At 72.3% G+C, this 15,049-nt stretch carries 14 protein-coding genes; 5 read left to right on the plus strand and 9 right to left on the minus strand.

The features are described from left to right. Positions 1-63 precede the first annotated feature (63 nt). Together purU and OG624_RS18400 are read right to left on the minus strand one after the other, a co-directional pair. Positions 64-942, minus strand: a complete 879-nt coding sequence (gene purU, locus OG624_RS18395; RefSeq protein ID WP_051763538.1) for a formyltetrahydrofolate deformylase — start codon at positions 940-942, stop codon at positions 64-66. Positions 943-956: 14 nt separating this feature from the next. Further along, positions 957-1,403 carry an SCO4402 family protein gene (locus OG624_RS18400; protein ID WP_030732423.1) on the minus strand — a complete coding sequence of 149 codons (447 nt, stop codon included), beginning with the start codon at positions 1,401-1,403 and terminating at the stop codon, positions 957-959. Positions 1,404-1,602: 199 nt separating this feature from the next. Between OG624_RS18400 and OG624_RS18405 the strand changes: the two genes are divergently transcribed. Next, complete coding sequence (locus tag OG624_RS18405) at positions 1,603-2,892, plus strand: ABC transporter substrate-binding protein (RefSeq protein ID WP_033223733.1); 1,290 nt, start codon at positions 1,603-1,605, stop codon at positions 2,890-2,892. Between the two features lie 49 nt (positions 2,893-2,941). On the opposite strand, the gene OG624_RS18410 is transcribed toward OG624_RS18405, so the two are convergent. Then, the gene (locus OG624_RS18410) at positions 2,942-4,270 is read right to left on the minus strand and encodes a hypothetical protein (protein ID WP_371639603.1); all 1,329 of its coding nucleotides are present in this window, start codon (positions 4,268-4,270) and stop codon (positions 2,942-2,944) included. Between the two features lie 155 nt (positions 4,271-4,425). Then, on the minus strand, positions 4,426-5,805 hold the full coding sequence (locus OG624_RS18415; protein WP_033223707.1) for a hypothetical protein: 1,380 nt from the start codon (positions 5,803-5,805) through the stop codon (positions 4,426-4,428). Positions 5,806-6,027: 222 nt separating this feature from the next. Here OG624_RS18415 and OG624_RS18420 point away from each other — a divergent pair, with 222 nt between their 5' ends. The 3 genes from OG624_RS18420 (at position 6,028) to OG624_RS18430 (ending at position 9,440) form a co-directional block, all read left to right on the plus strand. Beyond that, positions 6,028-6,708: a bifunctional DNA primase/polymerase gene (locus tag OG624_RS18420; RefSeq protein WP_371640858.1), complete on the plus strand. Its 681-nt coding sequence runs from the start codon at positions 6,028-6,030 to the stop codon at positions 6,706-6,708. 183 nt (positions 6,709-6,891) lie between these two features. Continuing rightward, positions 6,892-7,734 carry an ABC transporter ATP-binding protein gene (locus OG624_RS18425; RefSeq protein WP_033223706.1) on the plus strand — a complete coding sequence of 281 codons (843 nt, stop codon included), beginning with the start codon at positions 6,892-6,894 and terminating at the stop codon, positions 7,732-7,734. Further along, positions 7,731-9,440 (plus strand): transporter, encoded by a 1,710-nt coding sequence (locus tag OG624_RS18430; protein WP_266442147.1) that lies wholly within the window; start codon positions 7,731-7,733, stop codon positions 9,438-9,440. Before OG624_RS18425 ends, OG624_RS18430 begins: the two co-directional genes overlap by 4 nt. Positions 9,441-9,565: 125 nt before the next feature. On the opposite strand, the gene OG624_RS18435 is transcribed toward OG624_RS18430, so the two are convergent. The 3 genes from OG624_RS18435 to OG624_RS18445 all read right to left on the minus strand — a co-directional run bounded on the left by OG624_RS18435 (position 9,566) and on the right by OG624_RS18445 (position 12,247). Then, complete coding sequence (locus OG624_RS18435; RefSeq protein ID WP_033223705.1) at positions 9,566-10,084, minus strand: hypothetical protein; 519 nt, start codon at positions 10,082-10,084, stop codon at positions 9,566-9,568. A gap of 215 nt (positions 10,085-10,299) precedes the next feature. After that, complete coding sequence (locus tag OG624_RS18440; RefSeq protein WP_266352232.1) at positions 10,300-11,178, minus strand: alpha/beta fold hydrolase; 879 nt, start codon at positions 11,176-11,178, stop codon at positions 10,300-10,302. Between the two features lie 376 nt (positions 11,179-11,554). Further along, positions 11,555-12,247 (minus strand): metal-dependent transcriptional regulator, encoded by a 693-nt coding sequence (locus OG624_RS18445; RefSeq protein WP_030390665.1) that lies wholly within the window; start codon positions 12,245-12,247, stop codon positions 11,555-11,557. Positions 12,248-12,504: 257 nt separating this feature from the next. On the opposite strand from OG624_RS18445, the gene OG624_RS18450 reads away from it, so the two are divergent. Further along, complete coding sequence (locus tag OG624_RS18450; RefSeq protein WP_371587938.1) at positions 12,505-13,260, plus strand: SIS domain-containing protein; 756 nt, start codon at positions 12,505-12,507, stop codon at positions 13,258-13,260. A gap of 39 nt (positions 13,261-13,299) precedes the next feature. Here OG624_RS18450 and OG624_RS18455 read toward each other — a convergent pair whose 3' ends face one another. Continuing rightward, complete coding sequence (locus tag OG624_RS18455; RefSeq protein ID WP_371589827.1) at positions 13,300-14,571, minus strand: PAS domain-containing protein; 1,272 nt, start codon at positions 14,569-14,571, stop codon at positions 13,300-13,302. A 101-nt stretch (positions 14,572-14,672) separates the two neighbouring features. Beyond that, complete coding sequence (locus OG624_RS18460; protein WP_371639604.1) at positions 14,673-14,930, minus strand: hypothetical protein; 258 nt, start codon at positions 14,928-14,930, stop codon at positions 14,673-14,675. Between the last annotated feature and the right edge of the window lie 119 nt (positions 14,931-15,049).

A 15,049-nucleotide genomic window follows, 5' to 3' on the forward strand; every position in this document is an offset into this window, starting at 1 on the left:
ACGGCTGTGTGCACCGAACGCCGGCGAGGCTGGTTGGGGTAGGCGCCGTCGTGGCCGTGGCGGCTACGCGAAGACGACCGTGCGGGCGCCGTTGAGCAGTACGCGGTGCTCGCTGTGCCACTTCACCGCGCGCGCGAGCGCCTGGCACTCCACGTCCCGGCCGATCGCCACCAGCTGGTCCGGCGTCACCTCGTGGCCCACCCGCTCGACCTCCTGCTCGATGATCGGCCCCTCGTCGAGGTTCGCCGTCACGTAGTGCGCGGTCGCGCCGATCAGCTTCACACCTCGCGCGTGCGCCTGGTGGTACGGCTTCGCGCCCTTGAAGCTCGGCAGGAACGAGTGGTGGATGTTGATGATCCGCCCGCTCAGTTCGGTGCACAGCTTGTCGGAGAGCACCTGCATGTAGCGCGCCAGGACGACCAGGTCGACGTTCTCGGCGCGCACCAGCTCCAGCAGCTGCGCCTCCGCCTCCGGCTTGGTGTCCTTGGTGACGGGAATGTGCACGAACGGGATGTCGTAGGAGCCGACCAGTTCGGCGAAATCGGTGTGGTTGGAGACCACGGCCGCGATCTCGACCGGCAGGGCGCCGATGCTGGAGCGGAACAGCAGGTCGTTCAGGCAGTGCCCGAACCTGGACACCATGAGGATGATCCGCATGCGCTCCTCGGAGCGGTGGATCTGCCAGTCCATCTTGAAGGAGTCGCCGATCGCGGCGAAGCTGGCGCGCAGCTTCTCGACCGTCACCGGGGGCTCGGCCTCGAAGTGCACCCGCATGAAGAAGAGTCCGGTCTCCCGGTCTCCGAACTGCTGGCTGTCCACGATGTTGCATCCGGTCATGAAGAGGTAACTCGACACGGCATGCACGATGCCCTGCTTGTCGGGGCAGGACATGGTCAGGACGTACTGGGGCTGGGCCTGGGCCTCGGTGTGCGGGTCGCTCATGACCGCACAGCCTTTCACACCGCGCGGGTGAGGATCTTCAACGCATCGAGCGACGTGGGTCGCACGTCGGGGTCGTCGCCGTCGGCTTCCGCGAGCCGTACGTGGGCCTCGCGCGCGGCACGTACCGCCTCGGGCCACGCGTGGTGCTCCAGGTAGGCGGAGACGGGGGCGTCGGGCCCGACCTGGTGGAGGATGCGGAGCACCCTTAGCACGGCGAGGTCGACGACGGCCGCCTCCTGGGAGTCGCGGAAGATCGTGCCGACGTACTTCTCGGCGGACCAGCTGTCGAGCCAGGTGTCCTCGACGAGCCGGTACACGGCGTCGGTGATGTCGCCGTACGCCTCGTCGCCGGTCAGCCAGGTGTCCTCGTGGAAGACCGGGTCGGAGAGCATGTGCAGCGCCGAGCGCACGTTGCAGCGCCAGCGCCACCAGGGCATGTCGTTGAGGGGCATGCCGCCCATGGTGGAGGAGCGGCCACCGCGTCGGGAAGGGTTCGTCGAACCTTGGGCGAATGTCACGCTTTCGATCGTACGTTCCTGGTCAGCGCGATCTTGAGGCGCCCACCCACGGGGATCGCGCCCCCGTAATTCACCTGGACGTCACCCGATGTTGTGTCCATCTCACTCGACAGTTACCGGTGGGGCGGAATGGTGCATGGACATGACCAACTCGCGACGTGTCGTGTCCCTCTCCCGCACCTTCGTGGCCACGGCGCTGGGTACGTGTCTCATCGCCGGATGCGGGACGATCCCCGGGGGCTCGGGGGGCTCCGAGGGCACCGTCACCGTCCTGACCTTCGCACCGGAAGACACCAAAGCGACCAACATGCCCGGAATGACCGGCATGGCCAAGGCGTACGAGCGCTGGGTGAACTCCAAGGGCGGGATCAACGGCCGCAAGCTTCGCGTACTGACCTGCAACGAGAAGAACACGGCGTCCGGCGCCGCCGACTGCGCCCGCAAGGCCGTCGCCGAGAAGGCCATCGCCGTCGTCGGCTCCTACAGTCAGCACGGCCGCGCCTTCATGGCACCGCTGGAGGCCGAGGGCATCCCCTTCATCGGCGGCTACGGGGTCTCCTCCGAGGAGTTCCAGTCCCCGCTGTCCTACCCGGTCAACGGCGGCCAGCCCGTCCTGATCGCGGGCGCCGGCCACCAGCTGGGCCGGGCCTGCAACCAGGTCGCCCTGGTCCGCCCCGACACCCTCGCGGGCGACACCCTGCCGGTCCTCCTCAACGCCGGGCTGCGGGCCAACAAGATGGCCGACGCCTCCGACATCCGGGCCGCCGAGGATTCGGCCGACTTCGGACCGGAGGCCCGCGAGGCCCTCGCGCACACCAGCGGCACCGGCAAGGAGAAGGAAAAGGAGAAGGGCTGCGTGACCGCCGTCCTCGGCGAGCGCACCGAGACCTTCTTCGACGCCTTCCGCCGGACCGACGCCCAGCGCAAGAAGCCGCAGATCTCCTCCGTGCTCGGCAGCGTCAGCCAGTCCCTGGTGGACCGCACGGGCGGCAAGGAGAGCCCCTTCGAGGGCGCGTACCTGACCAGCTGGTACCCGGTGGCCGCCGATCCGCTCTGGGAGCCCATGCGGAAGGTGGTCTCCGACTTCGCGTTCGGCGACGACACCGTCGACCCCGACGACAGCGGGGCGCAGACCACCTGGATCGCGTACACGGTGCTCAGCGAGATCCTCAAGCGGTTCAAGGAGGGCGAGCAGATCACCGGCCCCAAGGTCAAGCGCGCCCTGAACGAGTCGCAGCCGGTCAACACCGGCGGTCTCACCCCGAACCTGAGCTGGCGCTACCAGGACATGCGCGCCGTCGCCGGCTTCCCCCGCATCGTCAACGGACAGGTCACCTTCCAGATCGTGCAGGCCGGGCGCCTCGTGGCGCAGCCCGGCGAGCGGTCGCTGGACATGACCCCGACCCTGGTGACGGCCCCGCCCATGGCCTGACGCGGACCCCGCGGACCCGGGATCCGGGTCCGCGGGCTCCGGGCCTGGCTCAGAGCTGGGACTTGTCCCGCTTGGTGAGGCCGTACTTGCCCGCGATCGCGTTCCACATGGTCGCGGCGGACTCCTTGGCCTTCGTGGCCTCGCCGCTCGACCGGTTGCCGTCGGAGGCGTTCTTGGTGGACTTGGCCTTGCCGTCCTTGCACTTGTCGTCGTCGACGTCGTCCGCCCAGGCCGCGTAGCTGTTGTCGGCGTCCGCCGAGGCCTGCCAGGCCTTGGTCAGGGACGCGGACAGCTTCGCGTGGTCCGGGAGCTGGTCCACCTTCAGCTCCTGGAGGCGGGTGATCAGCTCCTCGCGCTGGCGGGCCGCGTCGCGCAGGTCGGCGGCCGCCTGGTCGAGGTTGTTGCAGCCCTTGATGTCCTCGACGGCCTTGATCACCGCGGCCCGGCTGTCGTTGCTGTCCGCGAGGACCTTGTCCAGCTGGACGGCCTGCGGGCGCGCCGGGTCGACCGGGGCCTCGCCGCCGGGGGCCGCGGAACCGCCGCTCGCCGTCGGGGCGGCGGCGACCGCGCCCGGGTCGTTGTTCTGCGGCTTGTCGTCGGCGAGCAGCGAACCGACGCCGAGCCCGACGACGGCCAGGCCTATGACCACCGCGGCGATGATCGCGGGCGAGACCTTGCGCCCGGTCTCCGGGGGCGGCGGGGGCGGGGCGTACTGCTGCTGCGGGTGGGGCTGCTGGTGCTGCGGGTGCGGCTGCTGGTACTGGGCCTGCTGCGGCCGCTGCGGCTGGGGGCGCTGCGGCGGCCGGCGCAGCACGGGCTCCTGCACGGGCGGCAGGTGCTGCGTGTGCCCGGCGGAGTCGTCTCCCCGGAAGAGCCCGTCGAACCCGTCCACGGCGCGGTCGGCGGGGACCGGCGGGATGTACTGGGTCGCCGCCTCCTCGTGCGCGGGCGCGGCCGGAACCGGCGGGATGTACTGCGTCGCGGCCTCGTCGTGCGCGGGCGTGGGCGCGGCCGGCACGGGCGGGATGTACTGCGTCGCCGCCTCGTCGTGGCCGGGCGCGGCCGGGACCGGCGGAATGTACTGGGTCGCGGCCTCGGGCAGCGGCGGGTAGCCGTAGCCGTGCGGATCCCCCGGCCCCTCGTAGCCGGGCCCCACCACATGACCGGGCGCGGCCTCCGGGCCGGGATAGGCCTGCGGGCCGGGATAGGCCTGCGGATATCCGTACGCGGCCCCGGGCTGCTGCAGCTGCTGCTGTTCCGGCTGCTGCATCGCCTGCTGGGGTGCCTGCTGCTCCGGGTACGCCTGGTACCCGGACGCCGGGTCCGGACCCCACGGGCCACCCGGCTGGGGGGCGCCCCCTTGTCCGCTCTGCGTCACCGGGACTCCTTATCCGACTCGCCCGACCCTACGGAACCGTCGGGTCACGCTACCCCGTCACGCACCGCCACCGTGAGAGCACCCCGAACCCCGTCCGGCCTCGCCCTACGGGTGTCCCGCCGATCGGGCCGGGCCCGACGGACGGGACACCCCGCCTACGCCGTCACCTCCAGCCGCGCCGCGAACTCCCGCACCGCCGCCTCCTCCCGGTACGGCTCCAGCCTCGTCCGGAAGTCGTCCAGGTACTCCACTCCCCGGTTCGAGCGGAGCCCCTCCAACAGTTCGGCCGCCTGCGTCGCCGTCAGACAGGCCTGTTCCACCTCCCGCTGCTGCACCTGCGCCGCCGCCAGCAGCAGCAGCCCGATGGCCCTGCGGCGCGCCTTGCCCGCCGGCAGGCCCCGCAGGGCCTCCTCCGCCCGCCTGGCCGCCGCGTCCGCCTGACCCAGGTCGCGATGGCAGTGCGCCAGCTCGTCCGCCAGGTACGCCGCGTCGAAGTGGCGGATCCACACCGGATCGTCGCCCGACTCCGGCTCCGCCCGCTCCAGCGCGCTCACCGCCCGCCCCGACAGCACCGCCGTCGCCCGGGTGTCCCCGAGCAGGGCGTGCCCGCGCGCCTCGGCCGCGTAGAACATGGCCTCGACCCGCGGGGTGACCTGCCCGCGCGTCCCCTCCTGGGCGGCCCGGGCCAGCTGCGCGATCTCCCGCGGGTTGCCCAGTTCGGCGGCGAGGTGGCTCATGGACGCCGCGAGCACGTAGCCCCCGTACGCCCGGTCCCCCGCCGCCTGGGCCAGGCGTAGCGCCTGGATGTAGTAGCGCTGGGCCAGGCCCGGCTGGCCCGTGTCCACCGCCATGTAGCCGGCCAGCTCGGTCAGCCGGGCCACGGCCGCGAACAGGGCCCGCCCGACGGGCTCCCGGTACGAGCCGCCGATCAGCCCCGACACCACCGAGTTGAGGTAGTGCACGACCACCGGCCGCACGTGCCCGCTGCCGAAGCGGTGGTCGAGGTCCTTGAGGGCCTCGGTGGTCGCGCGGACCGCCTCCACGTCCGACATGCCGACCCGGGAACCACCGCTGCGGGCGACCTGGGTGTCGGCCCCGGTGATCAGCCAGTCACGGCTCGGCTCCACGAGCGCGGAGGCGGCCACGCTGGAGCCGGCGAGGAAGTCGCGGCGGCCGACGTCGCTGCGCCACAGCTCGCAGACCTGCTCGATGGCGCCGATGACGGTCGGGGAGAACTGCAGGCCGACACCGGAGGCGAGGTTCTTCCCGTTGGCCATGCCGATCTCGTCGATGGTGACGGTCCGGCCCAGTTTGCGCCCGAGCGCCTCGGCGATGATTCCGGGAGCCCGGCCGCGCGGCTGCTGGCCGCGCAACCACCGGGCCACGGAGGTCTTGTCGTAGCGGAGATCGAGGCCGTGCTCGGCCCCGCACATGTTCACGCGCCGGGCGAGCCCGGCGTTGGAGCACCCGGCTTCCTGGATGAGCGCCTGCAGCCGTTCGTTCGGCTGGCGGGCGACGAGAGGCCTGGCTGCCATGAAAACCCCCTGCTGACCGCGGGTGATCCGTTGGAATGATCACTTCCCGCCTGATGTGCGGAGAATCTTCCGCTCTGCGTCGTGTCGCTACCCAACTCCGGCGCCCCGACCTCCTACGCGCCCCCACACGTGCACCAGTGCGCCCCGTATGCAGGATCGATGCTCCGCCCGCCCCTTGGTTTACGCCCGTAACCCCGGGTGACCCGAGGAGTTGTGATGGGCGTGGAAGAGACCATCGGAGTCACGGAGACCGCACCCATCCCCAAGCAGCGCGGCGAGCAGCTGCTGGACCATGCCGTGCGGTACGCGGAAGAACGGCACTGGGATGTCTTCGCCGGCACCTGGTTGGAGCCCGCGGACGGTCGCGAGCTGTGCTCCTGCGCGGCCGCGGACTGCCCGGCACCCGGCGCCCACCCGGCGGTGAAGGACTGGGCGGCGCAGGCCACCGGCAGCGCCGTGCAGGTCCGACGGATCTGGGCGAAGCACCCGCCGGCCTCGATCCTCCTGCCCACGGGCCGGACCTTCGACGCGCTGGACGTGCCCGAGTCGGCCGGATTCCTCGCGCTGGCCCGGCTGGAGCGGATGGAGCGCACCCTCGGGCCGGTCACCCTCACCCCCGACCACCGGATGCTGTTCTTCGTCCTGCCGGGTGCCGGCGCAAAGGTGCCCGACCTGGTGCGCAAGCTGGGCTGGACGGCCGCCACGATCGACCTGGTGACGCGGGGCGAGGGCGAGTACGTGGCGGCGCCACCCACCCGCTTCGGCGGCCGGGGCTCGGTCCAGTGGGCGCGGCGACCCACGCCGGCGAACCGGTGGCTGCCGGACACGGAGGAGCTGATCGACGCGCTGGCGTACGCGTGCGGCAGCGAGGCCGCGGCGGAACGCAAGCGCCGCCAGGGCTGACCGACGCGCGGCACGCGCCCGCCCGACCGCGCCCCTGAACAGCCCGCCCGGCCCGCCCGAACCGCCCGCCGGACATGCGAAATCAGGGCGAAAACTGATGACATACGTAACTGCTCAAGCCTCTCCCCCTCCTCCTATGGTGAAGAAGGAACGACCAACGGGGACGTGATGAGAGGCAGGCGCATGCCGGACCAGGGCGATGCGACGGGTGGGACATACGGAACGGGTGGCGCGCGATCCGCGCCGCCCGCCGTGCGGGTGGAAGGTCTGTGGAAGCGGTTCGGCGAGCAGGTTGCCGTCGCCGGGATCGACCTGGAGCTGCCCGCCGGACAGTTCATCGGACTGGTGGGCCCGAACGGGGCGGGCAAGACGACCACGCTGTCGATGGTGACCGGCCTGCTCCGCCCCGACATGGGGCGGGTCCACGTCGCCGGGCTCGACGTGTGGGCCGACCCTACCGAGGTGAAGGCGCGGATCGGCGTACTGCCCGAGGGTCTGCGGCTCTTCGAGCGACTGTCGGGCCGCGAACTCCTCGGCTACATGGGCCGGCTGCGGGGGCTGCCGGGCGAGGAGACCGACAAGCGGGCGACGCAGCTGCTGGACGTCCTCGACCTCGCGGGCTCGCAGCACAAGCTGGTCGTGGACTACTCGACCGGTATGCGCAAGAAGATCGGCCTGGCGGCCGCCCTGCTGCACAACCCCGAAGTGCTCTTCCTGGACGAGCCGTTCGAGGGCGTCGACCCGGTGTCGGCGCAGACCATCCGCGGGGTGCTGGAGCGCTACACGGCCTCCGGTGCCACGGTCATCTTCTCCTCCCACGTGATGGAGCTCGTCGAGTCGCTGTGCGACTGGGTGGCCGTGATGGCCGCCGGTCGGATCCGCGCCGCGGGCCCGCTGGCCGACGTACGGGGCTCCGCGCCCTCGCTGCAGGCCGCCTTCCTCGAACTGGTCGGGGCGCACGGGCGCGACGCGGCCGGGGACTCGCTGGAGTGGCTCGGCGGCGGCTCCGGGGCGGGATCGCGATGACCTCGCCCGCCTCGCCCGCCGACCCCGCCGCCGGCCCGGCCGGCACGGTGACCACCTCCGCCACCGGACCCGCAAGGTCCGCCGGAACCGCCGGAACGGCCGGAGCCTCGTCCGCCGCGTCGATCTCCCTGACCTCGGTCTTCGTCCGCCTCAAGCTGTCGCTGCTGCGCAACGGCCTGAAGGGCTCCTCGAAGCGCAAGGCCGCCTACTTCTCGACACTCGCCCTCGCCCTGATCGTCGGCTTCTTCGTGACGCTCGGCCTGGCCCTGCTGCACGGGAACGCCCACGCGGGCACCGCCGTCGTCCTGCTGGCCGCCGTCCTGGCCCTCGGCTGGGCCTTCATGCCGCTGTTCTTCCCCACCGGCGACGAGACCCTCGACCCGAGCCGGCTGGTGATGCTGCCGCTGCGCCCGCGTCCGCTCGTACGGGCCCTCCTCGCCTCCTCACTGGTCGGCATCGGGCCGCTGTTCACGCTGTGCCTGGCCGTCGGCTCCGTACTGGCCGTCGCGCGCGGCGCCGCCGGCGCGGTGGCGGCCGTGGTGGCCGCGCCCCTGCTGGTGCTCGGCTGCGTGACCCTCGCGCGGGCCGTGGCCACGGCCAACGTGCGGCTGCTGACCAGCCGCAAGGGGCGCGACCTGGCCGTGCTCAGCGGTCTGCTGATCGCCGTGGGCGGGCAGCTGGCCAACTTCGCCGGCCAGAGCCTGTTCGAGGCGGGTGGGCTCGCCTCCCTGGAGCCCGTCGAGGCCGTGGTGCGCTGGCTGCCGCCGGCGACCGCCGTCGGCATGGTGGACTCGGCGAGCGAGGGCGCGTACGGGGTGGCGGCCGCCCAACTGGCCCTGACCCTGGCCGCCCTGGCCGGCCTCCTGTGGTTCTGGGAGCGGAGCCTGACCAAGCTGATGGTCACCCCGGACGGCTCGACCATCACGGCCGCCCGGCCGATGAAGGACCGTGGGGCGGGCGGGCTGTGGTCCCTGCTGCCCGGCGGCCGGACGGGCGCGACCATGCAGCGCACGCTGCGCTATGCCGTCCGCGACCCGAAGACCAAGGCGGGCTGGGTGACCGCGCTGGCGATCGGCCTGATCATCCCGGTCTTCAACGCCCTCCAGGGCACGGGCTCCGTCTACCTCGGCTGCTTCGGCGCGGGCATGCTCGGCATGCAGATGTACAACCAGTTCGGCCAGGACACCTCCGCCTTCTGGATGGTCGCGCAGACCATCTCCTCCACGCGGGACGCGTACGTGGAACTGCGGGCGCGGGCCGCCGCGCTGGCCCTGGTCACCGTTCCGTTCACGGTCCTGGTCACCGTGGTCACGGCCGCGGTGATCGGTGACTGGTCGGCCCTCCCGGCGGCCACCGGCCTGGCCTTGGCGCTGCTGGGCTCGATGCTCTGCACGGGCGCCCTGGCCTCGGCCCGTTTCCCGTACTCGATCCCGTCGGACGGCGCCTTCAAGAACGTCGCCCCCGGTCAGGGCGGGCTCGCCTGGGCGGGCATCTTCGCCGGGCTGCTGGTCTCGGCGGTGATCTCCGCCCCGGTGATCGCCCTGACGGTCTGGTTCGAGGTGGGTGACCACCAGGGCCTCTCCTGGATCGTGCTCCCGCTGGGTGTGGTGTGGGGTGTGCTGGCCACGTGGGCGGGCCTGCGGCTCTCGGCCCCGAAGGTGGCGCGGCAGCTTCCGGAGATCCTCTGGGCGGTCAGCAAGGGCTGACCGCCGACGCCCGACCGCTGACCGTCGACCGTCGGCTGTCGGCTGTCGGCTGTCACCACGCCGGAACGGGCCGGCCTCCCTCCCCTCGTGGGGGCGGAGGCCGGCCCGTTGCCGTGGGTCCGGTGTCAGTGGGCGGCGAGCAGGACCAGTACGGCGATGGAGCCCGCGAACACGACGACGTGCCGGAGGTTCTGGAGGTAGGGCATCACCCAGTCGGGGAAGCCGTCCTCGGCGGCACGGAGCATGGCCCGGACGTCGATGCGCTGCAGTTCGGCGTCCCCGGACCGGGCGAAGGCGGCGGTCACGGACGGCACGGCGGTCAGGTTCGAGTAGAGGATCACGCAGTTCACGAGGATGACGAGCGGCTGGACGACCCAGGTCAGCGTGCCGCTCCAGGAGCTGCCGGCGATCCCGAGGACGGCGGGCAGGAGCAGGGCCGTGGCGATCCCGACGGGGGCCCAGGTCTCGTGCCCGCCGGCGTCGAGCCGCATGCCGTTCTCGGCCATGACGCCGGTGCGCACCCCTTGGCGCCCCAACTCGGCCTCGACGGCGGCCTGGGCGCGGGCGCCGTAGCGGCTGCGGACCACGGGAATGCTCAGGAAGGCGAGGGCGATCAGGAGCTGCAGGGCGGCGACGGCGTTCATCGGGGTTCCTCGTTTCGGGGTGCTGGCCTGGCGACACCGTCACCATGGGGCCGCCCCCTGACAGCCCCTGAACAGCCCGCTGACAGACCGCTGACAGAGCGGGCCGGGCAGGGGTCGACCCGTACGAGGAGGGGGTCGACCGGGAGATCGGGACGTTCGGATCCGCTGACCGTCGCGCCCCTCCCGGTGCGGGAGGGGCGCAGGCGTCGCCTCGGTCAGGGGGCTTCGGCCTTGATGCCGTCGAGGAAGGGTTCCAGGACGTCGCGCCAGGCCGTCGGCTGGTCGTAGTGGAGGTAGTGGCCCGCGTCGGGGATCTCCGCGTACTGGCCTGCCGGGAGGACGCGAACCATCTCCTGGGCCTCGGCCCGGCCCAGTTCGCCGTCCAGGCCGCGGACCACCAGGGTCGGGCAGCGGACCTGGGCGAGCTCCTCCCAGTGCGCGTCGTGGACCCAGGTCTCGCGGGCCGTCAGCATCTGGCGGCGGGAGAAGACCGGGCGCCAGCCGTCCGCGGCCTCGTGCATGACCTCGGCGAAGAAGGCGCCGCGGCCGGGGTCGGGACGTTCCACCCGGGGGTCGTCCTCGCCGAACCAGCGGCGGGCCGCGTCCTGGGTGGGGAAGGGCAGCGGCCAGTGGTGGAACCACTCCTCCCATTCCTGCTGGGAGGCCGCGCCCAGGGCGGAGGCGCGCATGTCGCAGATGACCACGGCCTCGACCAGCTCCGGGCGGCGGGCCGCGAGCTGCCAGGCGGTGAGGGCGCCCATCGAGTGGCCGATCAGCGTCACGGGGGCGAGGCCGAGCTGCTCGACGACCGCTTCGGCGTCGGCCACGAAGGCCTCGCGACCCAGGGCGGTGGGGGTGCCGTCGGGGGCGGCGGGCGGGCGGCCGCTCTGGCCGTGCCCGCGCTGGTCCAGGGCCACGACGCGGCGGCGCTCGCGGAGCCAGCGGGCGGTACCGGCCCAGTGGAAGGCGCGGCCCATCAGGCCGTGCAGTAACAGCACTCCGGGGCGGGTGTCGGGCTCTGCCTCTGCTTCGCGGAACTCCCAGGCGGCCAGGCGGACACCGTCGGCCCCTGTCACATCGACGCGCTGTACCACCGCAGATGCACCCCCTTCGCTCCCCGCCAGACTATCGAACCCGTATTCGAAAACGGGTTTCTCGCCCACAACACCGCTCTTTCGAGTGACCTTGCTCAAGGATTGGCCGCCCCTGCCGATGGAGATCCTTTCAACAGGGAGGCGGGCCGCTCGGGGAAGACGGTCCGAGGGGACGACCTTGAGAGCTCGGGGCTCCAGGTCACCAAGGGGAGGATCGGTCCCGGCGCCGAAAGGCGCCGGGACCGCCCACACCAAGGGCCGGTCATCCGTACGGGTCACGACCCGTGGGGCAGGACCCCCCAGGTCACGGCTCGCACAGAACCGTCCATCGGACACATCCGCTCCACGCCGACGCGAACGCCGACGCGCCGGGGGGTCAGCGCTTCGCCACGAACACGTGCGAGGCGACCTCCACGTCCAGCTCGGCAGCCTCACCACCGCTGCCGACCAGCACACCACCCGGAGACTCGGTCACGCTCACCACCGAGCCGGGCTGCACGCCCGCCCGCCGGAGCGTATACATCAGCTGGGCATCCGTCTGGATCGGCTCGCCGATCCGCCGGACGACCACGGTCTTGCCCTCCGTGCCCGGGTCGAGCTCGGACAGACTGACCATCCCGTCCTCGAGGAACGGGTCCGCCTCGGCCTTCTCACCCAGCTCCTCCAGCCCCGGGATCGGGTTCCCGTACGGCGACTCGGTCGGGTGACGCAGCAGTTCCAGCACCCGCCGCTCCACCGCCTCGCTCATCACGTGCTCCCACCGGCAGGCCTCCGCGTGCACCTGCTCCCACTCCAGGCCGATGACGTCGACGAGCAGACACTCCGCGAGTCGGTGCTTGCGCATGACCCGCGTAGCCAGTCGGCGCCCCTCCTCCGTCAACTCCAGGTGGCGGTCGCTGGCGACGGCCACCAGGCCGTCGCGCTCCATGCGCGCCACCGTCTGGCTCACCGTCGGACCGCTCTGATCGAGCCGCTCCGCGATACGGGCGCGCATGGGGACCACGCCTTCCTCTTCCAGCTCGAGGATGGTGCGGAGATACATCTCCGTGGTATCGATCAGTCCGGACATTCGTGCCCCTCGGATTGCGTGCGCTGGCCCTGCCCCCAATTCTGACGCATCGGGCCGACAACCGTCCCGTGCCGTCGGTCAAGACCGCTCCCGGACATCTCCCGGACATCCCCGGGAAGATCGTCCGGGGATGTCCGGGCCCCGCGACCAGAGCTTTCGTCGCGGGATTGACGTTCGTATTGACACGCCCTTGGTCCAGACCGCACGGTGAGCGGCGGACACGGACGCTCCCCCACCTCTGGAAGGGCCATCGGCGTATGAGCGAGAGCAAGCTGGCCGGTCAGTTCTTCGATGCCGCCATCGGTCTGCTGGAGCGGGTACGGGACGAGGAGGCCGCGCACATCTCCGAGGCCGGCTCCCTCATCGCCGACGCGGTCGCCACCGGCAACCGGCTCTTCGCCTTCGGCGCCGGACACTCCTCACTGCCCGCCCAGGACGTCGTCTACCGGGCCGGCGGCCTCGCCCTGATGAACTTCCTCGCCGTCCCGGGCACGGTCGGCATCGACGTCATGCCCGCGACCCTGGGCAGCGCCCTGGAACGGGTCGACGGCCTGGCCGGCGCCGTCCTCGACAGCAGCCCCGCCGCCGACGGCGACGTCCTCGTGATCATCTCCCTCTCCGGGCGCAACGCCCTGCCCGTCGAGATGGCGATGAACGCCCGCGCCATCGGCCTCAAGGTCATCGGCGTGACCTCCGTGGCGTACGCGACCGAGACCAAGTCCCGGCACCTGTCCGGCACCTTCCTCAAGGACCACTGCGACGTCGTCCTCGACAGCAAGATCGCCGTCGGTGACGCCGAGCTGAGCATCGACGGCATCGACGCGCCCTTCGCCCCCGCCTCCACCGTCGTGACCAGCGCGATCATGCAGGCGGTCATGGCGGCGGCGGCCGGCGAGCTCGCCGCCCGCGGGGTCGAACCCCCGCTGCTGCGCTCCGGCAACGTCGACGGCGGCCACGAATGGAACGGCCGCGTGATGCAGGAGTACGGCGACCGGATCTTCTTCCGGCACTGAGCCGCCCCCGGCCCGACGGCCAGTCGGCCCGTCGGCCCCTCAGTCCGTGCCCTCCGGGTGGCGGCCACCCGGACCCGCCGCCAGGTCCAGGTCGGCCGCGACCCGGGCCGCGACCTCCTCCGCGTACGCCGCGTCCGGACGCTCGAAGGCCACCCGCGAGGGCCCGCGCAGGAACGTCAGCACCCCCAGCGTCCGCCCCCGACTGCGCAGCACCGTGCACAGCACATGCGCGGCGCCCTCGGGCCACCGGCGCAGGCGCGCCCACTCAGCGTCCGCCTCCCCCCGCGGGGCGCTGGTGCGCACCGAACCGATCCGGTCCAGGGCCTGCAGCGCCGGGTGCCCGGCCACGTACCCGACGGGGATCGACCCGGGGCCCGGCAGCGCCGGCGGCGACGCCGCGGACCGTACGAGCCTGTGCCGCTCGGGGTCGGCCGTGGGGTCCAGTACGTCCAGCAGCGCGTGCTCGGCGAAGCCGGCGAGGGCGAAGTCCAGGCGGACGGCGGCCGCCTCGGCCGGGTCCTCACACTCGGCGGCGGCCCGCCCCGCACGGTGGAGCTGGTGCGAACGGAACCGCAGCTGCGCGGTGTCCAGTTGCTCCTGCCGGGCCTCGGTGACGTCCTGGAACAGCCAGCCGACGCCCAACGGCACCGGCTCCTCCGCGAGCGGCGAGGCCAGCCGCAGGAACCCGCACCGCCAGCACCTGCGCCGCACCCCCTCCGGCGTGCGCACCGACACCCACATCTCCACCGGGGCGGGCGGGGCCCCCTCTGCGAGCACGTGCTGGAGCGCGCCCTCCAGCTCCTCGACGCCCTGGGTCAGCAGTTCCCCCAGGGGCCGCCCGAGCAGTGCGGTGCGGCCGGTCCCGAAGGCCCGTGCGGCGTGCGCGTTGACGACGGCGGGCCGCAGGTCGACATCGACCAGGACCACACCCCACGAGGCGTCCTCCATCAGGGCCTCGCTCAGCGCGATGGAGCGTTCCAGGTCGATCTGGGCGTGCACCTCGCTGAAGGCGCAGTACACGCCGGCGGGCTTCCCGTCCGCGCCCGGCACCCCGGCGGACTGGGTCCGTACGAGGACGCGCCCGCCGTCCTTGGTCAGGAGCGCGAACTCGTGCACCTGCCGGCCGGGCACGTGCTGGGCGGACATCAGCCGTTCCTGGACGTCATGCGCGTCGGCGGCCCGCACCGCCCACCCCTCGAACCCCTTGCGCCCCACGGCCTCGGCGGCGGTCCACCCGAGGATCCGCTCGGCCTCCCGGTTCCAGTGGGTGATCACGCCGTCGGAGTCGAACGCGCACAAGGCGGCGTCCATCCCGTCCAACAGCGCCGCGAGCAGATCGTCGGCGGTCTCGTCACGTCCGTAAGCACTCACCTGGCACCCCCCGCAGGTGTTCGCGTGTGCGGCACGTCAGATCATTGAACTGGAACGTGACGCACCCCACACCGCTTTCGACGGATTGGGGGCGGGAAATCCTGTCGGAAGCCGTTGCCGAGGACCTCGTGGCCGGTGCTCCGCTGCCGCGCCAGGGGCGCCCGCAGGAAGGCGAGCTCCGGCTCCAGAGCCGGGAGCTCCTCGTCGTCCACGCACAGCAGCAGGACGCGCCGACCTTCGGTGCGGTAGGCGTACGTGACGGCGTCCGGCCCCCAGCTGCGGCTCCGGGACGCGGGCATCGTGGCGGCATCCTCGCTCGCGATGATCGAGAAATAAAACGCTTGTGACCGTCGGCGAGCCTGCCTAGGCTCTGACTTACACAGGAAGGGAGGTGGTTCCCGAAATGTACGGAAACCGG

This window comes from Streptomyces virginiae (assembly GCF_041432505.1).
Taxonomy (GTDB): domain Bacteria; phylum Actinomycetota; class Actinomycetes; order Streptomycetales; family Streptomycetaceae; genus Streptomyces; species Streptomyces virginiae_A.